The sequence below is a fragment of the Sphingobium cupriresistens LL01 genome (genome assembly GCF_001046645.1).
GTDB lineage: Bacteria > Pseudomonadota > Alphaproteobacteria > Sphingomonadales > Sphingomonadaceae > Sphingobium > Sphingobium cupriresistens.
On sequence record NZ_KQ130434.1, the window covers coordinates 506,427 to 532,145 of the forward strand.

At 64.1% G+C, this 25,719-nt stretch carries 29 protein-coding genes and 1 tRNA gene; 16 read left to right on the forward strand and 14 right to left on the reverse strand.

Annotated features, from left to right (window positions below):
- Window positions 1-58 precede the first annotated feature (58 nt).
- The 4 genes from V473_RS02485 to V473_RS02505 all read left to right on the forward strand — a co-directional run bounded on the left by V473_RS02485 (window position 59) and on the right by V473_RS02505 (window position 3,087).
- The gene (locus tag V473_RS02485; protein ID WP_148648311.1) at window positions 59-523 is read left to right on the forward strand and encodes a hypothetical protein; all 465 of its coding nucleotides are present in this window, start codon (window positions 59-61) and stop codon (window positions 521-523) included.
- Window positions 520-1,095, forward strand: a complete 576-nt coding sequence (locus V473_RS02490; protein ID WP_066600163.1) for a hypothetical protein — start codon at window positions 520-522, stop codon at window positions 1,093-1,095. Before V473_RS02485 ends, V473_RS02490 begins: the two co-directional genes overlap by 4 nt.
- Window positions 1,092-1,388, forward strand: a complete 297-nt coding sequence (locus V473_RS02495; RefSeq protein WP_066600164.1) for a hypothetical protein — start codon at window positions 1,092-1,094, stop codon at window positions 1,386-1,388. The genes V473_RS02490 and V473_RS02495 overlap by 4 nt, the downstream gene beginning before the upstream one ends.
- A gap of 382 nt (window positions 1,389-1,770) precedes the next feature.
- On the forward strand, window positions 1,771-3,087 hold the full coding sequence (locus tag V473_RS02505) for a site-specific integrase (RefSeq protein WP_148648312.1): 1,317 nt from the start codon (window positions 1,771-1,773) through the stop codon (window positions 3,085-3,087).
- A 39-nt stretch (window positions 3,088-3,126) separates the two neighbouring features.
- Here V473_RS02505 and V473_RS02510 read toward each other — a convergent pair.
- Window positions 3,127-3,201, reverse strand: a tRNA-Val gene (locus V473_RS02510).
- 128 nt (window positions 3,202-3,329) lie between these two features.
- On the opposite strand from V473_RS02510, the gene V473_RS02515 reads away from it, so the two are divergent.
- On the forward strand, window positions 3,330-4,661 hold the full coding sequence (locus V473_RS02515; protein ID WP_066600173.1) for a dicarboxylate/amino acid:cation symporter: 1,332 nt from the start codon (window positions 3,330-3,332) through the stop codon (window positions 4,659-4,661).
- A gap of 24 nt (window positions 4,662-4,685) precedes the next feature.
- Here V473_RS02515 and cpdR read toward each other — a convergent pair whose 3' ends face one another.
- Window positions 4,686-5,072, reverse strand: coding sequence for a cell cycle two-component system response regulator CpdR (cpdR, locus tag V473_RS02520; protein ID WP_066600174.1), 387 nt, complete (start codon window positions 5,070-5,072; stop codon window positions 4,686-4,688).
- Between the two features lie 142 nt (window positions 5,073-5,214).
- Here cpdR and V473_RS02525 point away from each other — a divergent pair, with 142 nt between their 5' ends.
- Window positions 5,215-6,108, forward strand: coding sequence for an N-formylglutamate amidohydrolase (locus V473_RS02525; protein WP_066600175.1), 894 nt, complete (start codon window positions 5,215-5,217; stop codon window positions 6,106-6,108).
- 1 nt (window position 6,109) lies between these two features.
- Here the strand turns inward: V473_RS02525 and V473_RS02530 are convergent, their stop codons facing one another.
- Together V473_RS02530 and V473_RS02535 are read right to left on the reverse strand one after the other, a co-directional pair.
- Entirely contained in the window at window positions 6,110-8,017 is a 1,908-nt protein-coding gene (locus tag V473_RS02530; protein WP_082678956.1) for an acyltransferase family protein, read from the reverse strand.
- Window positions 8,018-8,411: 394 nt separating this feature from the next.
- Entirely contained in the window at window positions 8,412-9,428 is a 1,017-nt protein-coding gene (locus V473_RS02535) for a class 1 fructose-bisphosphatase (protein WP_066600176.1), read from the reverse strand.
- A gap of 207 nt (window positions 9,429-9,635) precedes the next feature.
- Between V473_RS02535 and V473_RS02540 the strand changes: the two genes are divergently transcribed.
- A complete protein-coding gene (locus V473_RS02540; RefSeq protein WP_066600177.1) occupies window positions 9,636-10,421 on the forward strand; it encodes a TerC family protein in 786 nt (261 codons plus the stop codon).
- Between the two features lie 248 nt (window positions 10,422-10,669).
- A complete protein-coding gene (locus V473_RS02545; protein ID WP_066604899.1) occupies window positions 10,670-11,011 on the forward strand; it encodes a DUF2322 family protein in 342 nt (113 codons plus the stop codon).
- 116 nt (window positions 11,012-11,127) lie between these two features.
- On the opposite strand, the gene V473_RS02550 is transcribed toward V473_RS02545, so the two are convergent.
- From V473_RS02550 to V473_RS02560, 3 genes are all read right to left on the reverse strand, one after another.
- Window positions 11,128-12,498: a class II 3-deoxy-7-phosphoheptulonate synthase gene (locus V473_RS02550; protein WP_066600182.1), complete on the reverse strand. Its 1,371-nt coding sequence runs from the start codon at window positions 12,496-12,498 to the stop codon at window positions 11,128-11,130.
- Between the two features lie 104 nt (window positions 12,499-12,602).
- Window positions 12,603-12,950, reverse strand: coding sequence for a Rap1a/Tai family immunity protein (locus tag V473_RS02555; RefSeq protein WP_066604900.1), 348 nt, complete (start codon window positions 12,948-12,950; stop codon window positions 12,603-12,605).
- A 123-nt stretch (window positions 12,951-13,073) separates the two neighbouring features.
- Window positions 13,074-14,309, reverse strand: coding sequence for a YceI family protein (locus tag V473_RS02560; RefSeq protein ID WP_066604902.1), 1,236 nt, complete (start codon window positions 14,307-14,309; stop codon window positions 13,074-13,076).
- Window positions 14,310-14,560: 251 nt separating this feature from the next.
- On the opposite strand from V473_RS02560, the gene V473_RS02565 reads away from it, so the two are divergent.
- The gene (locus tag V473_RS02565) at window positions 14,561-14,998 is read left to right on the forward strand and encodes an acyl-CoA thioesterase (protein ID WP_066600184.1); all 438 of its coding nucleotides are present in this window, start codon (window positions 14,561-14,563) and stop codon (window positions 14,996-14,998) included.
- Window positions 14,999-15,090: 92 nt separating this feature from the next.
- On the opposite strand, the gene V473_RS02570 is transcribed toward V473_RS02565, so the two are convergent.
- Complete coding sequence (locus V473_RS02570; RefSeq protein WP_066600185.1) at window positions 15,091-15,468, reverse strand: DUF983 domain-containing protein; 378 nt, start codon at window positions 15,466-15,468, stop codon at window positions 15,091-15,093.
- Between the two features lie 93 nt (window positions 15,469-15,561).
- Between V473_RS02570 and pabB the strand changes: the two genes are divergently transcribed.
- The 5 genes from pabB (at window position 15,562) to msrA (ending at window position 19,990) form a co-directional block, all read left to right on the forward strand.
- Window positions 15,562-16,737 carry an aminodeoxychorismate synthase component I gene (gene pabB, locus V473_RS02575; RefSeq protein ID WP_066600186.1) on the forward strand — a complete coding sequence of 392 codons (1,176 nt, stop codon included), beginning with the start codon at window positions 15,562-15,564 and terminating at the stop codon, window positions 16,735-16,737.
- Window positions 16,738-16,798: 61 nt separating this feature from the next.
- Window positions 16,799-17,422: an aminotransferase class IV gene (locus V473_RS02580; protein ID WP_066600188.1), complete on the forward strand. Its 624-nt coding sequence runs from the start codon at window positions 16,799-16,801 to the stop codon at window positions 17,420-17,422.
- 214 nt (window positions 17,423-17,636) lie between these two features.
- Window positions 17,637-18,839 carry a pyridoxal phosphate-dependent aminotransferase gene (locus V473_RS02585; protein ID WP_066600191.1) on the forward strand — a complete coding sequence of 401 codons (1,203 nt, stop codon included), beginning with the start codon at window positions 17,637-17,639 and terminating at the stop codon, window positions 18,837-18,839.
- Window positions 18,840-19,182: 343 nt separating this feature from the next.
- The gene (locus V473_RS23965) at window positions 19,183-19,332 is read left to right on the forward strand and encodes a hypothetical protein (protein ID WP_165363628.1); all 150 of its coding nucleotides are present in this window, start codon (window positions 19,183-19,185) and stop codon (window positions 19,330-19,332) included.
- Window positions 19,319-19,990 (forward strand): peptide-methionine (S)-S-oxide reductase MsrA, encoded by a 672-nt coding sequence (gene msrA, locus V473_RS02590; RefSeq protein ID WP_066600194.1) that lies wholly within the window; start codon window positions 19,319-19,321, stop codon window positions 19,988-19,990. Before V473_RS23965 ends, msrA begins: the two co-directional genes overlap by 14 nt.
- Before the next feature lie 4 nt (window positions 19,991-19,994).
- Here the strand turns inward: msrA and V473_RS02595 are convergent, their stop codons facing one another.
- The 3 genes from V473_RS02595 to thrS all read right to left on the reverse strand — a co-directional run bounded on the left by V473_RS02595 (window position 19,995) and on the right by thrS (window position 23,289).
- The gene (locus V473_RS02595; RefSeq protein ID WP_066600197.1) at window positions 19,995-20,531 is read right to left on the reverse strand and encodes a hypothetical protein; all 537 of its coding nucleotides are present in this window, start codon (window positions 20,529-20,531) and stop codon (window positions 19,995-19,997) included.
- Between the two features lie 114 nt (window positions 20,532-20,645).
- Window positions 20,646-21,179: a translation initiation factor IF-3 gene (infC, locus tag V473_RS02600; RefSeq protein ID WP_066600201.1), complete on the reverse strand. Its 534-nt coding sequence runs from the start codon at window positions 21,177-21,179 to the stop codon at window positions 20,646-20,648.
- A 130-nt stretch (window positions 21,180-21,309) separates the two neighbouring features.
- Window positions 21,310-23,289, reverse strand: a complete 1,980-nt coding sequence (gene thrS, locus V473_RS02605) for a threonine--tRNA ligase (protein ID WP_066604905.1) — start codon at window positions 23,287-23,289, stop codon at window positions 21,310-21,312.
- Between the two features lie 224 nt (window positions 23,290-23,513).
- Here thrS and V473_RS02610 point away from each other — a divergent pair, with 224 nt between their 5' ends.
- Window positions 23,514-23,945, forward strand: coding sequence for an ExbD/TolR family protein (locus tag V473_RS02610; RefSeq protein ID WP_066600211.1), 432 nt, complete (start codon window positions 23,514-23,516; stop codon window positions 23,943-23,945).
- 71 nt (window positions 23,946-24,016) lie between these two features.
- Window positions 24,017-24,193 (forward strand): hypothetical protein, encoded by a 177-nt coding sequence (locus V473_RS23970; RefSeq protein ID WP_165363629.1) that lies wholly within the window; start codon window positions 24,017-24,019, stop codon window positions 24,191-24,193.
- A gap of 2 nt (window positions 24,194-24,195) precedes the next feature.
- Here V473_RS23970 and V473_RS02615 read toward each other — a convergent pair whose 3' ends face one another.
- Genes V473_RS02615 through V473_RS02625 form a run of 3 tightly spaced genes read right to left on the reverse strand, consistent with a single transcriptional unit; the run spans window position 24,196 to window position 25,717 of the window.
- On the reverse strand, window positions 24,196-24,561 hold the full coding sequence (locus V473_RS02615; protein ID WP_066600214.1) for a DsrE family protein: 366 nt from the start codon (window positions 24,559-24,561) through the stop codon (window positions 24,196-24,198).
- Window positions 24,549-25,316 (reverse strand): HesA/MoeB/ThiF family protein, encoded by a 768-nt coding sequence (locus tag V473_RS02620; protein ID WP_066600217.1) that lies wholly within the window; start codon window positions 25,314-25,316, stop codon window positions 24,549-24,551. Before V473_RS02620 ends, V473_RS02615 begins: the two co-directional genes overlap by 13 nt.
- Window positions 25,313-25,717 carry a hypothetical protein gene (locus V473_RS02625; RefSeq protein WP_066600220.1) on the reverse strand — a complete coding sequence of 135 codons (405 nt, stop codon included), beginning with the start codon at window positions 25,715-25,717 and terminating at the stop codon, window positions 25,313-25,315. The genes V473_RS02620 and V473_RS02625 overlap by 4 nt, the downstream gene beginning before the upstream one ends.
- Window positions 25,718-25,719: the final 2 nt, after the last annotated feature.

Sequence of the window (25,719 nt, forward strand, 5' to 3'; positions counted from 1 at the left end):
TGTCCCATGTGCGGTGACGCCCGGCCTTATGCTTATGCGCCGCCGGCAGGGCAGGCCGATGAAGCCCGATGACGATATCCGCCAAGAGGTCCGGCGCTGGCCGGGCGCGACCGTCAATTTCGACAGGACCGGTCGCCACCCGCGCGCCGTCCTCCATTTCAACGGAAGGGAACGCTTCGTGACAATCCCAGGAACGCCGGGCGACACCGTCCACGGCCCGAAGAACAATATCGCCATCATCCGCCGCACCTTGAATGCGCTTGGCGCGATCCGCGTCGCCGTGCCGTTTGGGCGCGGCCGGAAACGCTGGCGCAATCCCGGCGTGCAACAGCGCGTCGTGGTGGCCGGCGAACCCGCGCCGGTCATGCCTGATCCGTGGGAGCCGTTGCAGGCGGTCGAACTATTCGGAGATTCCGAAGAGTTGCCGGAAGGGGAGTCGCAAACCGCGACTCCCTGCGAGTGCCTTGCCTGCCTGTCCGACATGGCCGGCATCTACCCCTGCTTGATTGAGGATGAGCAATGACCGACCTTCTCGACATAGCGGCACGCCTTGATGCGTGCTGGCTCGATATCGTGGCATCGGACGGTGAAACGCCGACACTGAGCCACTGCGGCAACCTCATGTCGGAGGCCAGTCGGGCTTTGCGGGAATTGGCCGTGCCAAAGCCCATCGGCGCCGCACCGGATGATGATCGCTGGATTTTGGGCTACGATCCCGCTGCCACCGTCGGGCCGCCGTGGCTGCTGGTCGCCCGCTGCGATGGCGGCTGGCATGACGAAGCGTTCTACGACGCCAACCCGACCATGTGGGCGCCACTGCCTGATCCCCAGCCGGAACCTACTGGATGGCGGAAGGCGGAGGGGACGATCCAGATCATCAAGGCGTGGTCGAAGGATATCCCATGGCTCACGCATCTGGTCGAGGTCGTCAAACCAGATGGCAGCGTCGACAACAATCGTGAACCTGACATGGCGACCAGCATCGAAGATGCCCGCCGACGGGCAGCGGCGTGGGCGGTGAAATTGAGCCTGCCGGTGGTCGAAGTCGATGACAAGAACGTCGTGCCGTTCCAGCGGAAGGAGCCGACGCCATGACGATCGCCGAAAACGAAGGCCTGCGCGCAGAGATCGCATCGCTGCTAATGGGCGCTGGCATGAGGCCGGTGCCTGACAAGCTGATCCGCGACATCATCGCGAAGGTCGAAAGCGACTTGGTACGAAATTCGTCCGAAGCACCGCATCTTCCGACGCCTGAAATGATCGCAGTAGCGTGGGACGTGATCGACAAAGGGAAGCTGGCGGGCGGTATCAAGCGGCTCGGCCCCGGCCTTGGCGTCGCAGAGATATGGCAGGCTATGACGGCTGTTGCGCCGGAGACGAGGCCATGACCAACTTCGATTGGTTCCTCGTCGTCGCGTGGATCGGCTGGCCGCTTTGGCGGATCAGCGTCGACATGAGTGCGCTCCGGAGACTTGCTGAAAGGAACAGGCGGTGAGCGGTCGAGGCCGCGACATGGCGATCGAGTCAAAACGGGACATCCCCTTAACCATGATCGGCCCTTGCGATTTATTCGGGCCTGACGGAGGGTCTAATGGCAGTTGAGCGCAGCTATGCCGAATCGGTCATAGACCTCGACCGCAAGATATCGCGCGCGATCCAGTGCGGCCGGGGCATCACCCTGAACCCCGATCAACTGGATATCATGGCGGACATCGGCTTTGTCAGCCGCCTCGCTGAGGAAAAGGCGCGCATCCTTCAGGAGCAGGCACAGTGGCGACGGAAAAAGGCGGCATCTATCAACGAGGCGAGTTCTGGCTCGATTATGTCAGGGGCGCCGACCGACGCCCCGCCAGCGACCGATTTTACATCTGGTGGTACGACGCCGCAAACGGACGGCTCCAACGCAAGAGCACGCGCACGGCAAATGTTCGACACGCCTGCGACGCGCTAGACGCGCACTATCTGGCGGTTCACCGCCCGACGCAATCGGACCAGAGTAGCTACACTGTCTCAGAGGCGATGACGGATTACTGGATCCTGCATGGCCAGCATCAGGTCAGCGCCATATCCATCAAGGCTCGGCTGAAATTCATGACCTTGTTTCTGGATCATGAGGCGGACGCCGGGCGGCTCTCCGACCCATTCCTTCCAGAGCAGATCGATGACCAGTTTCTTGCGCGCTTCCGGGCATGGGCGATCGGCGTTCCGATCGTCGCCCGAAAGAAGGACGCGGCTGGCCATTGGGTAGATGGCATGTCGCGTAAGCGGTCCCCGGCGACAATCGAGGAGAGCGTTATCCAACTCAAGGCGGCGATCAAACACGCCTACGATAATCGGCGTATCCGCTACCTCCCGCCCATCAAGCATAAGACGCGCGGGGCGGTGACGGCGAAGCGGAATGACCGCATGTCGCTACAGGCCATTGGGGAGTTGCTCGACTATACAATGACCGGGGCAGGCACGTACACGACGCCAGCGCGCTTGCTCCCGCTGCGCCGGTACATCATCGCGGCGATTTGCACCGTCGCGCGCCCCGACGCCATTCTGGATATCAACGTCACGCCAGAGCGAGGGCAGTGGATGCCAGAAGCTGGCCTGTTCGATCTCAACCCGGCTGGCCGCCTCCAGACCAACAAGCGCCGGCCAACTCTCCCCGTCGCGCCCTTGCTGCGCAACTGGCTGGATGCGACCGACGAATGGTTCGTCTGTCAGGAGCGGCAGGAGTTCGACCAAAAGCAGCAGATCAATGTCATCGAACAGATAGCGGTCAAGTCGGTGCGATCAGCGTGGGACACCGCACGCGAAGCGCTGCGCATACCGGCCGGGAGAGGCCCGAAATACCTGCGTCACTCGATGGCGACCATCTTGGCAAACCGTGGCGTGCCGCCCGATGAAATCTCAATGGTGCTGGGCCACCGTGTGCTGGACCAGACGACAGAGAGCTACGTCATCTATGACCCCGGATATCTGAAGGGGTTCAGGCAGGGGCTGGACGATGTGCTGGCCGACCTCATGAAGATGGCAGGCACGGCGCTGCACGCAAAACTCGCGCAAAAGCACTCGAATGTCACTGTGCTTAGGGCATAGAAAAACCCGGCTAAGCCATTGGCCTGCCGGGCTTTTCCATGGTGGGCGTGGCAAGGATTGAACTTGCGACCCCTGCGATGTCAACACAGTGCTCTACCACTGAGCTACACGCCCGCCGTGGAGGGGGCCAATAACGGGGGCGGGGCTAGGGCGCAAGCAGGAAATTGAAACGCGCCGATATTCTTCTGGACAGGGCAGGGGCGGCCCATATGCTGCGAGCCAAACAGGGGACGCCAAGACATATGCTGCCATCGCCATCCTCGCCGATTCAAACGGCGCCACGGCTACCCTTCTATCGTCAGCTTTACGTCCAGGTGCTGGTCGCGATCGCGCTGGGCGTGCTGATCGGGCATTTCTGGCCCGATGCGGGCAAGCAGCTCAAACCGCTGGGCGAGGCCTTCATCAAGCTGGTGAAGATGATCATCGCGCCGGTCATCTTCCTGACCATCGTCACCGGCATTGCGGGCATGAAGGAACTGGGCGCGATCGGCCGGGTGGCGGCGAAGGCCTTCGCCTATTTCCTGACCTTTTCGACGCTGGCGCTGATCGTCGGCCTGATTGTCGCCAATGTGGTGCAGCCCGGCGCGGGGCTCGATATCGATCCGGCCACGCTGGATGCGGGCAAGGTCGCGGATTATGCGCACAAGGCGCATGAAAGCAGCCTGACCGGCTTTCTGATCAACATCATTCCGTCGACCATGGTGTCGGCGGTGGCGGACGGCAATATCCTTCAGGTATTGTTCGTGGCGATCCTGTTCGGCATCGCGCTGACCATGATCGGCGACAAGGCGCAGCCGCTGATGACGGTGCTCGAATCGGCCAGCCATGCGGTGTTCAAGCTCGTGTCCTTCCTCATGAAGGCGGCGCCGATCGGCGCTTTCGGGGCGATGGCCTTCACCATCGGCGAATATGGCGTCGGCACGCTCGCCAATCTCGCCGGGCTGGTGGCGACCTTCTATCTCACCGCGCTGCTGTTTGTGCTGCTGGTGCTGGGGACGGTGGCATGGTTCGCCGGCTTCAACATCCTGCACCTCATCCGCTATCTGAAGGCCGAACTGCTGCTGGTGCTGGGCACTTCCTCGTCCGAAGCCGCGCTGCCCAGCCTGATCGAGAAGATGGAGCGTGCCGGGTGCCGCAAGTCGGTCGTGGGGCTGGTCGTGCCGACCGGTTACAGCTTCAATCTGGACGGCACCAATATCTACATGACGCTGGCGGCCTTGTTCATTGCGCAGGCCTGCAACGTCGATATCAGCCTGGAGCAACAGATATTGCTGCTGCTGGTCGCGATGATCTCGTCCAAGGGCGCGGCCGGCGTAACCGGCGCGGGCTTCATCACGCTGGCTGCGACGCTATCCATCGTGCCGTCCGTGCCGGTGGCGGGGATGACGCTGATCCTGGGCGTCGACCGCTTCATGAGCGAAGTGCGGGCGCTCACCAACTTCATCGGCAATGCGGTGGCGACGGTGGTGGTGTCGGTCTGGGAAAAGGGGCTGGATCGCGAACGGTTCAACGCCGCCATGGCGGGAATCCCGCTCGATCCGACGCCCGACATGGAAGAAGTGGTGCCCGATTAAGTTCGGGCATCGCGGTTGCCGCTTTTACGGGCTGTCGGTCGACGCCGGCACGCTTTGGGCGCCGAACATCCTCTCGACCTCCAGCACCAGGTCGCGCAGGTGGAAGGGCTTGGACAGCACCTTAGCCTGCGGCACCGCCTTGCCGGCCTTCAGCGTGACGGCGGCAAAGCCGGTGATGAACATGATGCGCATGTCCGGCGCCACGGACGCTGCATGTTGCGCCAGTTCGATGCCGTCCATTTCGGGCATCACGATATCGGTCAGCAACAGGTCGAACCGATCCGTGTCGATGTGGGGCAGCGCGTCGCGGCCATTCTCCACCGACACGACTTCATAACCCGACCGTTCCAGCGCACGGGCCAGATAGGTCCGCATACTCTCGTCATCTTCGGCCAATAAAATGCGAACCATCGCCCCCAACACTCTCATCCGGCCGCCCCGCAGCCCCTGGCGCATACCCGACGGGGTGGCGCGAAGCCGCACTATATGCGACAAGGTGTAAATATTATCCAGCCGGACAAGATTTTTCGGCGCGCTGGCGAAAGGAGCCGCATTGGATTATTCCGCGCCGCGCGCCCCGACCCATAGCGAAACCGCTTTCGACCTTTATGGTCCTGCGATTCCCGATCGCCCCGTCCTGATTTCCGTCCCCCATGCGGCGCGCGCCTATGATAAGGATCTGCTGGCCGCGGCGCGCGTGTCCTCGTCGATCCTGCATCGGCTGGAGGATCGTTGGGCCGATCTTTTGGTCCATCCGCTGATCGCGCAGGGTTTCACCGTCATCGTCGCCCGCGCGCCGCGCGCATTGATCGACCTCAACCGGCACGAGCGCGAGATCGACCCCGGCATGATCGCCGACCTGCCGCGCGACGCCCCGCTTCAGAGCAGCGCGAAGCTGCGCGGGGGCCTGGGTCTTTTCCCGCGTCGCCTGCCGGGCGCGCATGAATTGTGGCGCGGCCCGATGCGCTGGGCGGAGGCGCGCCACCGGATCGAGACGCTCCACCGGCCCTATCATGCGGCGCTCGGCCAGATGATGGCGGACGCGCGCGACGCGCATGGCCATGCGATCCTGATCGACATGCATTCCATGCCGCCGCTGGCGCCGACCGGTGCGGGGCAGCCTGCGCCGGGCATGGTGCTGGGGGATCGGTTCGGCCGCAGCGCATCGGGGCGACTGATCATGCTGGCGGCCGATGTCGCGGCGAGCCATGGCCTGACCGTGGCGCAAAACCACCCCTATGCCGGCGATCATCTGATCGACCGGCATGGGCGCCCTGAGCATGGATTGCACGCGCTGCAGGTCGAAATCGACCGGGTGCTGTATCTGGACGCGACGCTGGACCGGCCGGGGCCGGGCGTGGCGCGGATGCAGGCGGTTGTGACGCGCATGGCGCAGGCATTGGCGGCCGAATTGCCGCGCGCGGGCTATGCGCTCGCCGCCGAATAGGTCAGCGATTAGCGGCAATCACCAACCGAGCGCCCGCGGTGCTGAGATGATGCGAATCGAAATAGAGCGGCTTGCCGTCGCGTTCGATGGCGCAGCGGCCGGTCGGGCACAGCGCCGCTACAGGATCGATCAGCGAGACGCCGCGCGCCTTCCAGCGAATGAAGAGCGCGCGCAGATGCACGGTCCGCGCTTCGACATGAGCGCGGTCGACGCCCCGTGCTTCCCCCAACTGTCCGGTCTGCGTCAGATGCGCCAAGCGCCGCGGCACGTCGAACGGCTGGGGCGGAACGGGGCCGATCAGAACGACCTGTCGCTCTAGCGCCCGGATCGCGGCTATGGTGCGGTCCAGCTTGCCCACAAAGGCGGGATCGTCGAAATCGCCATTGGCCCAGAAAGCGGCGAGATAGACGCGGCTGATCCCTGGATCGGCGCGTATCGCATCGAACGCCGCCTGGTTGGCGGCGGCGCAGCGCGCATCCTTGGCCTGATAACCCAGCACCGGCGGGCAACTGGACGTGGTGCGTTCGATCAGCGATCGATTCTGCGCCTTTGCCTCCAGCGACAAGGCATAGGTCAGTTCGACGCCATGGCTGTCCCCCCACAGCATCGCGTCGGGCGCCGCCGCCGCGCCGAGGACGCAGGGCGTCGCGTGACGCATGAATGTGTCGTGGCATGACTTGCGCGTGGGTGCGAAATCCTGTTGCCCTGCCATCTGCGCCAGCACCTTCGGCGGGAAGCGCGACGGCCAGCCGCCCTTCACCAGCAGCGCCAGCGCCAGGATGCAGAGCAGGCCCATCGCCGCGCAGGTGAACAGAAAGATCGCCCGCCCCGGCACGCGCCGCGAATCGCGGAAGGGGCGCTCGACAAAGCGCCAGGACAGCGTGCCCGCCAGCAGCGATGCGCCGATGATCGCCATCTGCCTGCCCCCCGCCAGCGGCAAATCGGTCGCATATTCGGTGAAAACGATCAACGGCCAGTGCCACAGATAGAGCGAGTAAGAGATGAGGCCCACGCCGACCAGCGGCCCCCAGCCCAGCAACCGGCCGATCCGCGTACCCGGCGCGGCATGGATCAGCGCCGCGGCGCCCAGCACCGGGGCGAGGGCGGTGATGCCGGGGAAGATCGTGGTGCGATCGTAAAAGCCGACCGCCAGCGCGATCGCGATCAGGCCGCACCCCGCAATCGCCTCGCGCAGCCAGCGAGCCGGGATCACTGGAACCGGGCCCAGCGCCAGCAAAGCCCCGGCGAACAATTCCCATGCCCGCGTCGGCAACAGGTAGAAGGTGAAGCCGCTGGTGTCGCGTTGCATGACGATGGCGATCGCCAGCGATCCCGCCGCGATGGCCGCGACGACGCCGGTGCGCCAGCGCGGCGCGGTGCGCGCCAGCAGCATCAGCAGGATCGGGAAGCCGATATAATATTGCTCCTCGACCGCCAGCGACCATGTGTGGAGCAGCGGCTTCACGTCCGCGCCGCCGGAAAAATAACCGGTGTCGGTGAAGAACCAGAGGTTGGAAGCGAACAAAGTCGCCGCCAGCGCCGATCGCGGCACGCCTTCCAGGTCGCCGGGCAGATAGAGCCAGGCCGCCGCACCGAGCACGGCCAGAATCATCAGCGCCAGAGCGGGCATGATCCGGCGGAAACGGCGTTCGTAGAATTGGGCGAGCGAAAAATGACCGTCATCGACTTCGCGAGCGATGATGCCGGTAATCAGATAGCCTGATATGACGAAGAAGATATCGACCCCGACATAGCCGCCCGAAAAACCTGGCGCATGGGCGTGGAACAGCAGCACTGGCAGGATCGCCAGCGCGCGCAATCCGTCTATGTCGCGGCGATATCGCCCGGCGGCATGAGGGGCGTTGGCGGCCCCATCCGCCGGACCCGAAGTTGGCGCTCGTCCGTGCATGGTGCCGGGCTTAACCGCCAAGCCCTGATATTTGCTTTATGTCGATGAGCGCGACTCGGAAAAACGCGGCTATTGGGGGGCGGCCCATCATCGTGGGGGAGGGGTCGGCAAGCGATTGCGGATTTTGCAACTGCCCTGTCGTCCTTCGCATTTGCGAAAATCCGGTTGGCGGGACAAAAAGACTGTGCCTTTCAGGCATCCTCTCCTAAAACTTTCGGGCCGATCTTGTGATCGGCCTTTTTTTTGTCACGCCGTTGGTCTAGAGCGTTGCTGCTGCTCGGCGCGCCACTATAAAAAGTTTCTGGAGAGGAGCCGCCGGTAAGACCGGCAAGGCGAGCCGAAGCATCAGGGGGATCGAGCGCTAATCGCGCTCTCCCCCTTTTTCTTGCCCGGCTTACGCGCTCGCCATTTCCGCGCCATAAGCGACGACCGCTTCGACTTCCGCCTTGTCGCCCAACACCACGCCGACGCGCTGGTGCAGGCCAGTGGCGGGTACGTCCATGATGGGCACGAAGCCGTCGCTCGATGCGCCGCCCGCCTGTTCGATCAGATAGCTCATCGGATTGGCTTCATACATCAGGCGCAGCTTGGCCTTGCCAGGATTGCGATGGTCATAGGGATATAGGAAGATGCCGCCGCGCTTGAGTATGCGGTGGACGTCCGCCACCATGGAGGCGGTCCATCGCATGTTGTAATCCTTGCCGCACGGACCGGCGCCGCCCATCACGCGCTCTTCGACATAGCGGGCCACCGCAGGCGACCATTGGCGGCGGTTGGACATGTTGATCGCGAATTCGCACTTGCCCTGGGGCATCTGCATGTCCGGGTCGGTCATGACCCAGCTGCCGACTTCCCGGTCCAGCGTGAATTCATAGACGCCGGTGCCGACGCTCAACACCAGCAGCGTTTGCGGTCCGTAAATGGCGTAGCCTGCGGCGACCTGTTGACGGCCGTCCTGAAGGAAATCCTCTTCGGTCACCTGCCGTCCGGCGCAGGCGTCGGGGGCCTTGAGCACCGAAAAGATGGTGCCGACCGACAGGTCGACGTCGATATTGCTGGACCCGTCGATCGGATCGAACAGCAGCAGATATTCGCCCTTGGGATAGCGATTGGGGATGAGGTGGATCGTCTCCATCTCCTCCGACGCCATCGCGGCCAGATGCCCGCCCCATTCATTGGCGTCGAGCAACAGTTCGTTGGCGATCACGTCCAGTTTCTTTTGCACTTCGCCCTGCACATTCTCGCTGTCCAGGCTGCCCAGCACTTCGCCCAGCGCGCCCTTGCTGACCGCATGGCTGATCGTCTTGCACGCGCGCGCGACGGTTTCGATCAGCAGGCGCAGTTCGCCGGGAAGGACATTGGCGTTGCGTTGCTGTTCGATCAGGAAACGGGTCAGGGTGGTTCGGGACATAGGCCGCCTTTCGCAAATAATATGGGACGCCGGGCAGGAAAGAAGAAACGCGCTCTTCGCTAGGACAGACGGCCAACCTAGTCCAGCCATCGTCCCCCTTCAAAACCGGCTGTTAGCGTTGTCATGTGACAAAGCATGTATGAGGGAACCCGGCCCAACGCATTTTGGTTTCGGAGGCGTGCCGATCAGCATAAAGCAAGGACCGATATGGACAGCCTGATTACCGCCTTTACCGACCCCACGGCTCTGGCGGCGCTTGTCGCGCTGGTGGTGATGGAAGTGGTGCTGGGCATCGACAATCTTGTCTTCATCTCCATCCTGACCAACAAATTGCCCGAAGCGCAACGGCCCAAAGCGCGCAAGATCGGCATAGGGCTGGCGCTGGCGATGCGCCTCGTCCTGCTGTCGATGATCGCCTGGATCGTCGGGCTGACCGCGCCAGTGTTCGACTTGGGGCTGAGCGGCCCGCTGGACCAGCATGGCGCGCCGACCTTCGAAACCGATTTTTCCTGGCGCGACCTGATCCTGATTGCAGGCGGCCTGTTCCTGATCTGGAAGGCGACCAAGGAAATCCATCACACGGTCGATCCCGCGGGCGGCGACGATGTGCTCGACAAGAAAAGCGTGGCGACCATCACCTTCGGCGCGGCGATCACGCAGATCATCCTGCTCGACATGATCTTCTCGCTCGATTCGATCCTGACGGCGGTCGGCATGACGGACAATCTGGCGGTCATGTATATCGCCGTGATCGTGGCGGTGACGGTGATGCTGATCGCGGCCGATCCGCTCGCCAACTTCATCGCCCGCAACCCGACCGTGGTGATGCTGGCGCTCGGCTTCCTGCTGATGATCGGCGCGGTGCTGATCGCCGACGGTTTTGGGGTGCATGTGCCCAAGGGCTATATCTATGCCGCGATGGCCTTTTCGACGCTGGTGGAGTGTCTGAACATCTTCGCCCGCCGGGCGCAGGCGCGGAAGGTGGCGAGATAGGTCTAGTGGCCTGATTATGAAGTTCGTCATATTATTGGGCCAGGGCTGAACGAACTTCAGATTCATCAGGGCCACTAGCAAATATTTGATTCTCGTGTGGTTGACGGATTTGAAATAGGCTCCGGACCAAGCCGCAACGATGTGGCGTATTTCAAATCCACCACATGAGCATGGAAATTCACGCGATTGCGCGGTGCGGCGGAAGATGCGACAGGCCGCCCCGACCAACAATGCAGGATCGGGAATATATGCTGGCGACGATCGAACCGGGCGCAATCTTCAAGGATAATCTGCCGTTATTGCCGCCGATCGACGGCGTGCAACGGATAGATCTGGTCGACGCCAACGGCGTGGTGATCGCGACAATTGAAAACCAGCCGGGCAAGCAGGGTTCGCTGGCGGTCTATCATTATCTGAAACAATGTTTCGGCGGGCTGGATACGGCGGCGGCCGACCATGGCCTGGCGGTGTTCGCCGAACATACTGCCGACGCCCGCAACCGGCCGGGCGCGCATCCCAATGTCGATCGGCTGATCGGAATCGCGGAGGGCGGCGAAGCGCTGACCATCGTGGTGGTGGCTGAGGGCTGATCGGGCCGTCGATTATTTCAGAAGACAGGGGCTTGGACAGGCTCAGCCCGAACGGGTTGAGAAGGTGATGCCCGGATGGAAAAAGGGCGGGATCATGCGATCCCGCCCTTCTTGCGTCACGCCGCGGCGCGCCGCTCCTTCAATTCCTCGTTGAGCATTTCGGCCAGCAGGAAAGCCAGCTCCAGACTCTGCGCCGCGTTCAAACGCGGGTCGCAATGGGTGTGGTAACGGTCGGCCAGGCCTTCGTCGGTGATGGCGATGGCGCCGCCAGTGCATTCCGTCACATTCTGCCCGGTCATTTCGGCATGGATGCCGCCGCCAAAGCTGCCCTCGGCGCGGTGGACGGCGAAGAAGCCGCGCACTTCGGCCAGGATACGCTCGAACGGGCGCGTCTTGTAGCCGTTCGCCGCCTTGATGACATTGCCGTGCATCGGGTCGCAGGACCAGATGACTGGATGACCTTCGCGCAGGACCGCGCGCACCAGCTTGGGCAGGCCGGCCTCGATCTTGTCATGACCATAGCGGGTGATGAGCGTGATGCGCCCGGCTTCTCGTTGCGGGTTCAAAACATCGAGCAGGCGCAGCAGCGCGTCCGGCTCCAGGGTGGGACCGCATTTCAGGCCGATCGGATTGCCGATGCCGCGCAGATATTCGACATGGGCGGACCCTTCGAACCGGGTGCGATCGCCGATCCACAGCATGTGGGCGGATGTGTCGTACCAGTCGCCGGTCAGGCTGTCCTGCCGCGTCATCGCCTGTTCGAACGGCAGCAGCAGCGCTTCATGGCTGGTGTAGAAGCTGGTCCCGCCAAGCTGCGGCACGGTTTCCGCCGACAGGCCGCAGGCGCGCATGAAGTCGAGCGCCTGGCCGATCTGGTCAGCCATCTGTTCGAACTTCGCCGCCCAGGGACTACGTCCCATGAAATCGAGCATCCAGCCATGGACGCGATCCAGGCTGGCATAGCCGCCGGTCGAAAAGGCGCGCAGCAGGTTGAGCGTGGCGGCCGACTGATTATAGGCGCGCACCATCCGCGCCGGGTCAGGCTCGCGCGATTCCGGCGTGAAGGCGATGTCGTTGACATTGTCGCCGCGATAGCTGGGCAGTTCGACCCCGCCGATCACTTCGGTATCGGCCGAGCGCGGCTTGGCGAACTGACCGGCCATGCGACCGACCTTCACCACCGGCAGCTTCGACGCGAAGGTCAGCACGACCGCCATCTGGAGCAGCACGCGGAAGGTGTCGCGGATGTTGTTCGGATGGAACTCCGCGAAGCTTTCGGCGCAATCGCCGCCCTGCAACAGGAAGGCTTCGCCATTGGCGACCTTGGCCAGGTCGGTCTTCAGGTTGCGCGCCTCGCCCGCAAAGACGAGCGGCGGAAACTGGCCAAGCTGGGCCTCTACCGACGCCAATGCGTCTGCATCCCGGTAAAAGGGCATCTGAATGCCCTTTTGGCTCCGCCAGCTATCCGGCGTCCACTTCGCCGCCACGTCGAGTCTCCTTGGTCGAGATAAAATAGGGGGCGCACCTACGCTGGTCCGGGGGCCAAGGCAAGATTGTACCAGTTGGACCATAGGTGCGCGCAATCATTTGTCTATTTCTGGCAGGGCCAGCGTTCGTTGAGCGCGACGCTGACCAGGAGCGAAGCGGGCGTCTGGCGCTGGTCGGGCCAGCGTTCGAGATAGGCGGTGACGGTGCGCCGCGCCTCGTCCGCGCTCATGCGGTCGGGCCAGCAGACCGGGCGGGCGCGGCCGATGAACATGTCCTTGCGGATGCCATCGACCACGCCGACGATATAGGCGGTGCAGGCGAGCGCATATTCGGGCGCCTTGTTGCGGCATTTGGCGAGCAGGGTAGTGCCGGTTTCGAACATGAACGCCTGCGCCGCGACCGGGGTGGGGGATGCGGCGAGCAGGGAGGTGGTGAGGAGAAGGAGGCGCATCATTCTTGTCCTGACGGAGGAGTGCGAACCTAGATGACACCGCCGGTTCGTGTCGAGCGAAGTCGAGGCACGATTGCGCCGCGCCAGCCGCTTATCGAATTCGCTCGAAGCGAACGGAGAATGTCAATCCTGCCGCTTCGCCGTGAAGGCGAAGGTTAGCGCTACCTGTGGTCCCAGGCCGGTGCTGCTGTCGCCATTGCCCACGCCAAAGGGCGCGCGGGCGATGGTCGCGCTGCCGCTGACCTTGCGGATCGCGTCCTTGCCGGACAGGGTGAAGCGGATCGTCTGCGGCTTGGTCACGCCCCTGAGCGTCAGCGTGCCGCGCGCGCGGTAGCGGTTCGCACCGGTGGCTTCCGCGCCCTTGGCCGTGAAGGTTGCGGTGGGATGAGCGGCGACACCGAAAAATTCGTCGCCGGGCAACATCCCGTCCTTATAGGCGTCGCCTACGCTGGCCGAGGCCATGTCGATCATCACCTTTATGTCGGCGCTGTCGGGATGATCGGGGTCCATGACGATCTGCGCGGTCCATTTGGCAAAGCCGCCGCTGATCGTCTCGCCATCATTGCCGACGGAAAAGCCGATGTGGCCGCCGGGCTGCACGGTCCAGGCGGGCGGCGGGCCGACGGGTTCTTCGACGGCGGCCTGCGTCGCATTGGCCGCTACATTGTCGGCGGGGGCCGCGGCGCTGGCTGCTTCGGCGATGTTGGCGGGCGCGGCGTCCTCGTCCGCTTCCTCGACGACCGGCGCTGGCGCAGGCGTCGTTTGCGGCGCGGGCAGGATCGCGCGGCCGGCGACGAAGCCAACCAGGATCAGCGCGGGCAGCGCGACCAGCAGAGCGGTGGAACGCCCCGGCACCATCCGCCAGATGAGGCCATCGCGCATCAGCAGATGATGGCGCAACGCGCCCGCGACGTGCAGCGCCAGCAGCGCGATGCCCAGCCAGGCGATGAGGCCATGGCCGTTTTCGGCCAGGCCATGCGCACTCGCTGGCAAGGGCAGATGGGGCAGGGGGATGACGCCGAACAGCAGGGTCGGCACCTTGACCTTCGCGGTCGACACCAGCGCCCAGCCGGTTAGCGGTGCGCCCAGCATGAAGGCGTAGAGACCGCCATGTACGCCCGACGCGAGTGCGCCCTGCCAGCCATTTTCCAGCTTGGCCGGGCGCGGCTTCCAGTAACGCACCGCGATCCGCGCCAGCGTCAGCGCGAGCACGGTCATGCCGACCGACTTGTGCAACTGGTAGAGGGCGAAGCCGCGCGCGCCCAGATCCTCCAGCGCCCAGCCGACGGCGATCTGAAAGGCGAGCAGGGCGGCGATCGCCCAGTGCAGGAAGATGGCGGCCCGGCTATAGCGTTGCATGGTGGTTCCCTGGATCATGGCGGACCCGAAACTATGACGCCCTTGCGGCCAAGTCCATTGGTCGGGGGCGAAACGCTTCGTTGCCGCCGCATCGCCTTATGTGTCCCAAAGGACGCAGTTGCGGCATTTTTATGGGCGCGATTGCATCACCCGCCATCCGGGTTAAGAGGCTTATCTGTTGGATTGACGCGATTTCCGGCGTCCGATCGGAAGTCGCTACGGCACGCTCATTATCAGGGAAATAGCAGGACATGGCCAAACCCGAATCCTGGCGTCTGAACCCGGAGGCTTATCGCTTCGTCACCAGCATCGACACGCGGTTCCAGGATCTCGACACCATGGGCCACATCAACAATGTGGCGATTTCCGGCATTTTCGAAACCGCGCGCATCCGGTTCCATCATCATATGGGTCGCCATCCGCAGGAACAGGGCGTGCGCTGGCTGGTCGCGAACGTGAACCTGAACTTCGTCGAGGAATCGCATTTCCCCTATCCGTTCGAGGTGCATTGCGCGATCGGCCATATCGGCCGCACCAGTTGGACGATCAGTTCGGCCGGCTTCCAGAAGGGCGTGTGCGTCGCCACCTGCGACACCACCGTCGTCACCCATGGGGCCGAAGGCCGGCGCGCGATCGACGAAACGCTGCGCGAGGCGATGGAGCTGAACTTCCTGCGCCAGCCGGAGTGATTTAAAGCGCCATTTAAGCGTTGCGTGTTCCCGCCTTCGCGGGAACACGCAGGGCGTTAGTCAGTAGTCAAGGGACTGAATGTCGATCGGTCCTAGCGAAATCCCGCCATGCGCCGGCTCCATTGCACCGCGATCACCGCGCCCTTGACCGGCTGGATCATCGCCACGGCCAGCAGCACGGCGAGGCTGGGCCAGATCAGCGCCTGCCAGCCCAGCGGGATGGCGAGGGCGCTGTTCACCTCGATCATCAGTGGCACTAATATATGGCCCAACAGCAAGATGACGATATAGGCGGGGAAGTCGTCCGCCTGATGCGCGTCGAGCGCCAGGCCGCAGGACGGGCAATTGGGCGCGGTTTTCAGGAAGCGGGCGAACATGCGCCCCTCGCCGCAGGCCGGGCATCTTCCCCGCAGCCCATGGCCGATGGCGGCGCCTGTCGGGCGGTCGGACGGGGGCGCGGGATCGGTCACGTCCCGGCAGCTAGGGGCTTTGAATGCCGGGCGCAATGGCGCGTCGGTGGCCTACCGCCTTTCGCCGATTGTAAAGCCTGTTAAGAAGCGCCCATGCGTCTGCCCGGTCCCAACGAAGCCTATTGCCTGTTCGACGACGCGCGCGCGCGCAGCGTGGCGCCCGCGCGCCTCTACCGCGACCCGGTGGAGGTCGTCGTCGCCCGCCGCATGGCCGATGTGCAGCCTGCGCTCGACCGCATCGCCGAAGCGCAGGAGAGCGGCCTGCATGTCGCGGGCTATATGGCCTATGAGGCGGGACTGGCGCTGGAGGAGCGGCTGGCGCCGATCGCGCACCGGCAGGACGCGGGCGCTGCGCCTCTGTTGTGGTTCGGCCTGTTCGAAGGGGTGCGGCTGATCCCGCCCGGCACGCTGCCCGACCTGCTGCCCGACCCGGCGGGCGCGACCGTCGGCCCGCTGCGCCCCTTGGTGGACGAGGCCGCTTATGGCGTCGCCTTTGGCCGAGTGCAGGATTATATCCGCGCCGGCGACATTTATCAGGTCAATCTGACCTTCCCCTGCGACGTCGATGTCGCGGGCGATTCGCTCGCCCTCTATGCCGCCGTCCGGCCACGCGCGGCGGCGGGCTATGGCGGGGTGATCCGTACCGGCGATCGATCGATCCTGTCCTTCTCGCCCGAACTCTTCTTCACCCAGGTTCGTGGCCAGCTGACTGCGCGGCCGATGAAGGGCACCGCCACCCGCGCCGCCGACCCCACAGCGGATGCGGCGCAGGCCCGCTGGCTGGAAAGCGATCCCAAGCAACGCGCCGAAAATCTGATGATCGTGGACCTGCTGCGCAACGACCTGTCGCGCGTGTCGCGCGCAGGCAGCGTGACCGTGCCCGATCTGTTCAAGGTCGAAACCTATCCTACCGTGCATCAACTGGTGTCGACGGTGCGCGCGCGCATCCTGCCGGGCCTGTCGCCGGTCGATGTATTGCGCGTATTGTTCCCCTGCGGCTCCATCACCGGCGCGCCCAAGGTGCGGGCGATGGAGATTATCGACGCGGTCGAACCTCATGCGCGCGGCGTCTATACCGGCACGATGGGCTGGATCGACCCGGAGGGCGACGCCGCATTCAATGTTGCCATCCGCACCATTTCCGTCGAAGAGGGCGCAGGAACGGGGCGGCTTGGCCTGGGGTCCGGCATCGTCGCGGATTCGGATTGCGCATCCGAATGGGCGGAGTGCCTGGCCAAGGGGCGCTTCCTCTCCCGCTCCCTCTCCTAACCTTGGGCTTGATCCTTAAGGGGTGGTTGACTTTTGGCGCGCAAGGGCTTGAAAAGTTTCAATGGCATTGGCTGACGGACGGTTCGACCTCATCGAAACCATGGCCTTCGACCCGCTCGAAGGCATCAGGTTGCTGGAACGGCATCTTGCCCGAATCAAGGCGAGCGCCGACGCGCTCGGCTTTCATATCGATCGCCATGACGTGCGCAACGAATTGCAGGCCGCGACCTTCCGCCTGCGCGACCGCAGCCGGGTGCGGCTGATGCTGTCGCGCGGCGGGGCGATCGCGATCGAGGTGCGCGGTCATCTGGGCTGGCCCGATCCGATCATGAAGGTCGCCGCCGTGCCGCGCCATGCGCCCGCGGATGACCTGCGCCTGCTGCACAAGACCAGCGATCGCAGCCTCTACAAGGACGCGCTGAAACGTGGCGGCACCTATGAAGTGCTGCTGATCGATGCGCAGGGCTATCTGACCGAAGGCTGCTTCTCCTCCATCTTCGTCGAACGGGGCGACAAGCTGGTGACGCCGCCTTTGTCGCGCGGCATCCTGCCCGGCATCTTGCGCCAGAGCCTGATCGACATGGGCGAAGCGGTCGAAGGCGATCTGCGTCCCTATGATCTGGAGCGCGGCTTCTTCATCGGCAACGCGGCGCGGGGCATGGCCGCCGCGACATGGTCGCGATGACTGCATTATAGTGAATGGGCTGCGATAGCCGGCCTATTCTGCCGTAAAGCCAATAAGCGGCATCTGGCGGTTGCCCCATCTTCCGTTGCGCACTAAGGGACGCCGCGTCCGCTTTTATTGCGGGCCTTGGGGATTCTATATTTTTTTGATGCGATTTCGCAGTCAACGGGCTGTTCTGCCTGATTTGAAATCGCTCTGAGGAAAGATTGTTGTCATGAGCCAGACTTCCGCCGCCTTGGGCCGTATCCAGCCGTCCGCCACGCTCGCCATGAGCGCTCGTGTGAACGCGCTCAAAGCGCAAGGCGTGGACGTGATTGGCCTGTCGGCCGGCGAGCCGGATTTCGACACGCCCGATTTCGTCAAGGAAGCGGGCATTGCGGCGATCCGCAACAACCTGACCCGCTATACCGACGTGGACGGCACCGCCGACGTCAAGGAAGCGGTGATGTTCAAGTTCAAGCGCGACAACGGCCTGGATTACAAGCGCAGCCAGATCAGCGTCAATTCGGGCGGCAAGCACACGCTGTTCAACGCGCTGGTCGCCACGGTCGATGTGGGAGATGAAGTCATCATCCCGGCGCCTTACTGGGTCAGCTATCCCGATATCGTGAATTTCGCGGGCGGCACCCCGGTCTTCATCGAAGGCCCGGCGTCACAGGGTTACAAGATCACCGCCGACCAGTTGGACGCCGCGATCACGCCGCGCACCAAATGGGTGATGCTGAACTCGCCGTCCAACCCGTCAGGCGCGGCCTATTCGGCCGATGAACTGAAGGCCTTGGCCGACGTGCTGCTGCGCCATCCCCATGTGCTGGTGATGACCGACGATATGTACGAGCATGTCTGGTACGCATCGACCCCCTTCGCCACCATCGCGCAGGTGTGCCCGGAGCTGTACGACCGCACGCTGACGGTCAATGGCTGCTCCAAGGCCTTTTCCATGACGGGATGGCGCATCGGTTTTGCCGGCGGTCCCGAATGGATCATCAAGGCGATGGGCAAGTTGCAGTCGCAATCGACCAGCAATCCCTGCTCGATCAGCCAGGCGGCCGCCGTTGCCGCGCTCACCGGCCCGCAGGATTTTCTGGAGGAGCGCAACGGTGTGTTCCGCAAGCGCCGGGACATGGTCGTCGCGATGCTGAACGACGCGCCGGGGCTGGATTGCCCGACGCCCGAAGGCGCCTTCTACGTCTATCCCGATGCCAGCGGCGTGATCGGCAAGGTGACGCCCAAGGGCGTGACCATCGACAGCGACGAAACGCTGATCGCCTATTTCCTGGACGAAGCGAAGGTCGCCGCCGTCCATGGCGCCGCCTTCGGCCTCTCGCCCGCCTTCCGCATCAGCTATGCGACGTCGGACGACGTGCTGAAAAAAGCCTGCACGCGGATTCAGGAAGCCTGCGCCGCGTTGAAATAAGGATGAGTTTGGTGCTCCCGCGAAGGCGGGAGCCCAGACCCGCCGTCTGAACTGGGCTCCCGATTTCGCGGGAGTACGGCGCGGGCTTTCCTCCCCGCGCGCTTTTTGTCACAAAATGGAAACGGTCCTTTTCCCGCCGTGCCGTCTTGCGATTGACGCGGCATGGCTTATATGCCCGTTGCATAGAGAAACTGATTTAAGGGCTGCCGCCTTTTCGTCGTTCTATCCCTGGCACTGGTCGAAACCCGCTCCCGCGCGGCCGACCGTTCAGTCAGGGGCAAGGCGCATGGAGGTAGTCGACAGGTCGAGACGGCCTGAACCATATTTTAGAAAGGCGTTGGCCATGGTGGCATTCCTGAAATCCGATCTGTTCCTGCGCTTCCTGGGCGGGTTCGCGATTGGCGCGGTGGGCATGTTCATGCTCCAGCCGGAGGAGGCTCCGGTATTCGGATCGCCCGCGATCGCGGCGACCTCGACCAATGCGACGCTCTGACCGCCTGGCCCTGATGTTTCTGGCGGCGCTTGCCGTCGCTACCCCCCTGCGCGCCGAGCGCACCGTCCTCGCCCCCGTTCCGACCGTCGACGCCTCGCCCACGCGCAAGCTGGAGACAGCGGTGTTTGCGGGCGGCTGTTATTGGGGTGTGGAGGGCGTTTTCTCCCACGTCAAAGGTGTCCAACTCGTCGTCTCCGGCTTTGCCGGCGGGCCGCGCGGTCGCCGCGTCGATTATGACATGGTGAGCGGCGGCGACACCGGCTTTGCCGAGGCGGTGCGCGTCACCTACGATCCCGCCCAGGTCAGCTACGGCACCTTGCTGCGCATCTTCTTCTCGGTGATCGCCGATCCCACCACGCTCAACTATCAGGGGCCGGACCATGGCACCCAATATCGCAGCGCACTGTTCCCGCTGAACGGCGAGCAGGGCAAGGCGGCGACCGCCTATCTGGCGCAGATCGGCAAGGCCGGCCTGTGGCGCGATCCCATAGCGACGAAGGTCGAGCGCTTCACCGGCTTCCAGAACGCCGGGCAAGACCATCAGGATTTCATGCGCAAAAATCCGCGCCACCCCTATATCCTGCGCTGGGACGCGCCCAAGCTGGCCGCGTTCAAGGCCATGTTTCCGATCCTCTATCGCGAGACGCCGTCGGCCTGATCGGTCAGCGCGCCTGCCTGACCGAAATGGTGAGGCTGCGCACCTCGCGGCGATAAACATTGACGCCGGCCTGCACCGTGATGCCTGGCTTGACCGTCCAGACCGCCAGATCATCTTCCTTGGGATTGCCGGGGCCGAGCATCGGTTCGCCCGCATTGAGGCTGGGCGACGCGATCGCGGCGACATCCTTTCCCGTCAGGCGCGTCGTGCCCGCGCCCGTGACCTGGCACACGGTGCTGTATGCGTCGCCATTGGGCGTCACGAGGGACAGCAGCTGTCCATTTTTGTGGAACATGCGCGGGATGACGATGAGGCCGCTGCCCGACACGAGTCGGGGTGTGGTTTCCGTCCAGCCCTGCGTCACAACATGGGCGGCGATAGCATCCAGATCGGGGAAGCCCCGGCGGCAGCTTTCGTTGAAAGCCTGGAGCAGGAGGGCGGGATCGGCCTCCGCTTCGTCGTGGGCGTAGGCAGCGAGTGTCGCGGCCAGTGAAAGCAACAGGGCGAGAGCGGCAGGCAGAAAACGCAGGGGAGAGGACATGAGAGACGGCTCCTTGCGAAAGGCCGTCCGGGCCTAACCCGACCTGCTTAAAACTCTGTGAAACGGGCAGCGGGGCAGGCGGTCGGTTCCACACTGCCCCGCGATCCATAGCGCTTATTTAGGCGAAAGAACCATCAGCATCTGGCGGCCTTCCATGCGCGGATAGGCTTCGACCTTCGCGACTTCCTGCACATTTTCGGCCACGCGCTGGAGCAGGGCCATGCCGAGCTGCTGGTGGCTGAGTTCGCGGCCGCGGAAGCGCAGGGTGATCTTCACCTTGTCGCCGTCGCCGATGAAATCATGGACCTTCTTCATCTTCGTATCATAGTCATGATCGTCGATGTTGGGACGCATCTTGATCTCTTTGAGTTCCTGCGTCTTCTGGGTCTTGCGGGCGATATTCGCCTTTTTCTGGGCTTCGTACTTGAACTTGCCGATGTCCAGAAATTTGCAGACCGGCGGGTCGGCATTGGGGGATACTTCGACCAGGTCGAGGCCGACATCGGCGGCCTGCTCGATGGCTTCCTGCGTAAACATCACGCCCAGATTTTCGCCTTCGTCGTCGATCACGCGCACCTTGGGCACGGTGATGAACTCGTTATACCGGGGGCCGGACTTCGGCGGCGGCGCCAGCGGGCGGCGCATCATCGGGGGACGTATAGCAGTATCTCCTATGGTCGTTTCAAAAACGAGTGGCTCTTAGCGGCTTTTTGGCAAAGCCGAAAGGGGTCCGTGTCCCCGCCGTAACGGAATCACGAACCCTTGTGGCATTGCCGCCTCACTGCATATCGGGTGCGCGGGCCTCGATTGCAAGACGCGAAATGACATCGTCCAGCGACAGGACGCTTTGTCCTTCCTTGCCCAGTTCGCGCAGCGCGACGGTACCTTCATCCGCTTCGCGCCGTCCGACGACCAGCAAATTGGGCACTTTGGCGAGGCTATGTTCGCGCACCTTGTAGTTGATCTTCTCGTTACGGACATCGATTTCTGCCCGGATTCCCGCCGCGCGCAGCTTCTCGACTGCCGCCTTCGCATAATCGTCCGCGTCCGACACGATGGTCGCGACCACGGCCTGCACCGGGGCCAGCCAGAGCGGGAAGCGGCCCGCATAATGTTCGATCAGGATGCCGATGAAGCGTTCATAGCTGCCGAAAATGGCGCGATGGAGCATGACCGGGCGGTGCCGCTCGCCATCCTCGCCGACATAACTGGCGTCGAGTCGGTCGGGCAGCACGCGGTCCGACTGGATCGTGCCGACCTGCCAGGTGCGGCCGATCGCGTCGGTCAGATGCCATTCCAGCTTGGGTGCGTAGAAGGCCCCTTCGCCGGGTAATTCCTCCCAGCCGAACTCCGGCGTGTTCAGGCCAGCGGCGGCGACCGCGTTGCGCAGTTCCTCTTCCGCCTTGTCCCACATCTCCTCGCTGCCGAAGCGCTTTTCGGGGCGCAGCGCCAGCTTGATCGAGTAGGTGAAACCGAAATCCTTGTAGATGCGGTCGGCCAGCGCGCAAAAGGCGCGGACCTCCTCCACGATCTGGTCCTCGCGGCAGAAGATATGCGCGTCGTCCTGCGTGAACTGGCGCACGCGCATCAGGCCGTGCAGCGCGCCATGCGGCTCGTTGCGGTGGCAGCAGCCATTTTCGTAGAAACGCAGCGGCAGGTCGCGATAGCTTTTGATCCCCTGCTTGAAGATCAGGATGTGCGCCGGGCAGTTCATCGGCTTGAGCGCCATCCAGTTGGCGTCGTCCGACACCAGCGGGCCTTCGTCCTCGACATTGGGCACTTCGTCGGGGATGACGAACATATTCTCGCGATATTTGCCCCAATGGCCCGACTGTTCCCACTGGCGCGCGTCCATCACCTGGGGCGTCTTCACCTCGCGATATCCGGTTTCATCGATCGCGCGGCGCATATAGGCTTCCAGTTGACGCCAGATCAGATAACCCTTGGGGTGCCAGAAGACGCTGCCATGCGCTTCCTGTTGCAGATGGAACAGGTCCATCTCCGCGCCCAGCTTGCGGTGGTCGCGCTTGCCCGCTTCTTCGAGGCGCGTGAGGTGCTCGGCCAACTGCTTCTTGTTGAGCCAGCCGGTGCCGTAGATGCGGGACAGCATCGCATTCTTCTGGTCGCCGCGCCAATAGGCGCCAGACACGCGCGTCAGCTTGAACGCGGCGGGGTCCAGACGCCCGGTGGAAGCCAGATGCGGGCCGCGGCACATGTCGTACCAGTCGCCTGAGCGATAGACGGTCAGTTCCTCGTCTTCGGGCAATTCGGCGGCCCATTGCGCCTTGAACGTCTCGCCGGCGGCTTCCCACTGGGCGATCAGTGTGTCGCGGGCGACAACCTCACGCACCAGCGGCTTGTTGGCGGCGATGATTTTGCGCATCTCCGCTTCGATCGCCGGCAGGTCTTCCTCGGTAAAGGGGCGGTCCTTGGGCGCGAAGTCATAATAAAAACCATCGTCGGTCGACGGGCCGAAGGTGATCTGCGTGCCGGGGAACAGCGCCTGCACCGCTTCGGCCAGCACATGGGCGAAGTCGTGCCGCGCCAGTTCCAGCGCATCGGACTCGTCCTTCGCCGTCACCAGTGCAAGGTGGGCGTCCTGCTCCAGCGGGCGCGTGATATCGCGCAACTCGCCATCCACGCGGGCGGCGATGGCGGCCTTGGCCAGCCCCGGCCCAATCGCCGCTGCAATGTCCGCCGGGGTAGTGCCGGGCGCGACGTCACGCACGGAACCATCGGGCAGGGTAATCTTGAGCATGGCGGACACGGACATGGCTTTCTGTGAAATGGGCGGGTTGCGCGGCCCCAATTGCCGCGCCTTCCCCTTAAATGGGCGGCCCGCACTGTCAATAGAAGGGTTCGGAGGCGGACTGGCGCCGCCGGCGGCTCGCGGAACGCGGCATCGCGAAAGCGCTCTTGCCAACGCCCGTCGCAAAGCGCATGTCTCATGTATTGTTATAACATATTTCAACAGGAGGGTTTATGGCCTTGCACCTTGCACGCCCGGAGTGCGCAGACGCACCGATGGGCGAGATGAACACGACGCCGCTGATCGACGTCATGCTGGTCCTGCTCATCATGTTCATCATCACCATTCCGATGCAGACCCACAGCGTGGGCATCGACCTGCCGCAGGCGCCGGTTCAGCCGGCCCAGTTCACGCCCGACCCGGTCAAGAACAAGGTGACGATCGACGCCGCCGGCGTGATCCGCTGGAACGGGGCGGCGATCGATCGGCTGACGCTGCGCCGCTATCTGGCGCGGTCGCTGGCGTTGCCGGTGGAGCCGGAACTGCAATTCCAACCGGATGCCGCGGCGCGCTACGTCACGGTGGATGAAGTGCTGGCCGACATCCGCCGGTCGGGCGTGACCAAGCTCGGCTTCGTCGGCAACGAACGCTATCGGGATTTCTGAAAAACGGCCTGCGCCTTGCCCCCGGCCTGCATCGCCGATAGCATCGGCGGGCGGAAAGGAGGGCAGGGCGCATGAAGACGGTTCGCTATGGTCTGATCGCCTGCTTCTGTCTCGGAGCGGCCTGGGGCGTTGCCCATCTCGCCACCTTGCCGAACGCGGATGCGCTGGCGACGCCGGGCCTGTCGATCGTTCCCGCAGCGCATGACCGGTCGCAGGAGCGATGGCGCTACCTGCCGATCCTGCGATAGCATCAGGCGAAGAGCAGCCGGGCCTGATCGTCGGTCGTTTGCAGGAAGCCGACCGGTCCGCCCGTTTCGACCCCTTCGGGAAGGTCCGTCGCCGTCATGCCGTACAGGGCAAGGCCGCTCTGGCAGGCGATCAGCGTCACGCCCAGCGCTCGTGCGTCGTCGAGCAATAGGGCAAGGTCGGGCAGGCCGGCGAGGCGATGGACCGCATCGCGGGGCGCGACGATCGGCGCGCGTAGAAGCGCTACCGCATCCGTTTGCAGGAAGAGGGTCGCCGCGCCGCCCAAGGCGGCCTGCGCCGCCGCGAGCATCAGCGCGCCGCGCAGCCGCTCCGCATCGGCCGTCGCGACCAGGATGTTCAGGGCGCGCATAGCGCCACCGCGCAGGCCGGGCAGGCGGAGTCTTTCGGCACATCCAGCGTGCGGAAACGCATGGAGAGCAGATCGGCGATCAGCAATCGCCCGGCCATGTCCGTGCCGAACGGCACCAGCGCGCGAATGACTTCCAGCGCGGCCAGGCTGCCCATCGCGCCGGTCAGCGCGCCGATGACGCCGGTTTCGGCGCAATTGCGTTCCGGCGCATCTTGCGGCGCGCCGACCAGGCAGCGATAGCAGGGCTTGTCCGCTTCCCAGCCGCGATAGGTGGCGATCTGCCCCTCGAACGGGCCGACCGCCGCGGATACCAGCGGGATGCGCAGGCGCTGCGCGCTGTCCGCCACCGCCAGCCGGGTGTCGAAATTGTCGCAGCCGTCCAGAATTACGTCGGCGTCGCGCAGCATGATCGCGGCATTGTCCGCATCGATCCGGGCGTTGATAGGGATCAGCTTCACATCGGGGTTGAGCCGCGCGACGGCCGCCATCGCGGCCTCCGCCTTGGGCGCGCCGATATCGGCGGCGCCGAACAAAATCTGCCGCTGCAGGTTGGACAGGGCGACCGCGTCATCGTCGATTACCCGGATCGTGCCGACTCCGGCGGCGGCAAGGTAAAGGATCGCGGGGCTGCCGATGCCGCCCGCGCCGATCACCGCCACGTCCGCCGATAGCAGCCGGGCCTGCCCCGCGCCGCCAATTTCCTTCAGCACGATATGCCGGGCGTAGCGGTCCAGCTGCGCGTCGGTCAGGGTCATGGCGCGTCGGACCAGAGGAAGCGGACCTGCGAGCGCATCCAGACGGGCTGCGCTGCGCCGCTTTTGGGGAAGGAGCCGCTGAGTGTGCCCAGGATACGCTTGCTGACGAACGTCTCCACGTCCGGGCAGCGCGCATTGACCGGGGCGATCTTCATCGGCTTGCCGTCGCCTGACAACAGGAACAGCATGTCGATCTCCAGCAACCGCGACCCTTCATGATTGACCGCGCCGCTGCAGTCGCCGTGGCGATAGAGTTTCGCGACCGTTTCCGACCAGCGCGGCGATATCTTGCGCCCCAGCCAGCCGTCGATGACCGGCACGGCGGCCAGATCCTGCGGCATCGGCGGGGCGTCGCCCGGCATCGGGATGGCCGCCAGCATCAGCGAAAGCAGCATCGTCATCG

Coding starts and splice junctions, on each gene's coding strand:
- V473_RS02485 (WP_148648311.1), top strand. CDS start 59: ATGAAGCCCGATGACGATATCCGCCAAGAGGTCCGGCGCTGGCCGGGC.
- V473_RS02490 (WP_066600163.1), top strand. CDS start 520: ATGACCGACCTTCTCGACATAGCGGCACGCCTTGATGCGTGCTGGCTC.
- V473_RS02495 (WP_066600164.1), top strand. CDS start 1,092: ATGACGATCGCCGAAAACGAAGGCCTGCGCGCAGAGATCGCATCGCTG.
- V473_RS02515 (WP_066600173.1), top strand. CDS start 3,330: ATGCTGCCATCGCCATCCTCGCCGATTCAAACGGCGCCACGGCTACCC.
- cpdR (WP_066600174.1), bottom strand. CDS start 5,072: ATGGTTCGCATTTTATTGGCCGAAGATGACGAGAGTATGCGGACCTAT.
- V473_RS02530 (WP_082678956.1), bottom strand. CDS start 8,017: ATGCACGGACGAGCGCCAACTTCGGGTCCGGCGGATGGGGCCGCCAAC.
- V473_RS02535 (WP_066600176.1), bottom strand. CDS start 9,428: ATGTCCCGAACCACCCTGACCCGTTTCCTGATCGAACAGCAACGCAAC.
- V473_RS02540 (WP_066600177.1), top strand. CDS start 9,636: ATGGACAGCCTGATTACCGCCTTTACCGACCCCACGGCTCTGGCGGCG.
- V473_RS02545 (WP_066604899.1), top strand. CDS start 10,670: ATGCTGGCGACGATCGAACCGGGCGCAATCTTCAAGGATAATCTGCCG.
- V473_RS02555 (WP_066604900.1), bottom strand. CDS start 12,950: ATGCGCCTCCTTCTCCTCACCACCTCCCTGCTCGCCGCATCCCCCACC.
- V473_RS02560 (WP_066604902.1), bottom strand. CDS start 14,309: ATGCAACGCTATAGCCGGGCCGCCATCTTCCTGCACTGGGCGATCGCC.
- V473_RS02565 (WP_066600184.1), top strand. CDS start 14,561: ATGGCCAAACCCGAATCCTGGCGTCTGAACCCGGAGGCTTATCGCTTC.
- pabB (WP_066600186.1), top strand. CDS start 15,562: ATGCGTCTGCCCGGTCCCAACGAAGCCTATTGCCTGTTCGACGACGCG.
- V473_RS02580 (WP_066600188.1), top strand. CDS start 16,799: ATGGCATTGGCTGACGGACGGTTCGACCTCATCGAAACCATGGCCTTC.
- V473_RS02585 (WP_066600191.1), top strand. CDS start 17,637: ATGAGCCAGACTTCCGCCGCCTTGGGCCGTATCCAGCCGTCCGCCACG.
- V473_RS23965 (WP_165363628.1), top strand. CDS start 19,183: ATGGTGGCATTCCTGAAATCCGATCTGTTCCTGCGCTTCCTGGGCGGG.
- msrA (WP_066600194.1), top strand. CDS start 19,319: ATGCGACGCTCTGACCGCCTGGCCCTGATGTTTCTGGCGGCGCTTGCC.
- V473_RS02595 (WP_066600197.1), bottom strand. CDS start 20,531: ATGTCCTCTCCCCTGCGTTTTCTGCCTGCCGCTCTCGCCCTGTTGCTT.
- infC (WP_066600201.1), bottom strand. CDS start 21,179: ATGATGCGCCGCCCGCTGGCGCCGCCGCCGAAGTCCGGCCCCCGGTAT.
- thrS (WP_066604905.1), bottom strand. CDS start 23,289: ATGCTCAAGATTACCCTGCCCGATGGTTCCGTGCGTGACGTCGCGCCC.
- V473_RS02610 (WP_066600211.1), top strand. CDS start 23,514: ATGGCCTTGCACCTTGCACGCCCGGAGTGCGCAGACGCACCGATGGGC.
- V473_RS23970 (WP_165363629.1), top strand. CDS start 24,017: ATGAAGACGGTTCGCTATGGTCTGATCGCCTGCTTCTGTCTCGGAGCG.
- V473_RS02615 (WP_066600214.1), bottom strand. CDS start 24,561: ATGCGCGCCCTGAACATCCTGGTCGCGACGGCCGATGCGGAGCGGCTG.
- V473_RS02620 (WP_066600217.1), bottom strand. CDS start 25,316: ATGACCCTGACCGACGCGCAGCTGGACCGCTACGCCCGGCATATCGTG.
- V473_RS02625 (WP_066600220.1), bottom strand. CDS start 25,717: ATGACGATGCTGCTTTCGCTGATGCTGGCGGCCATCCCGATGCCGGGC.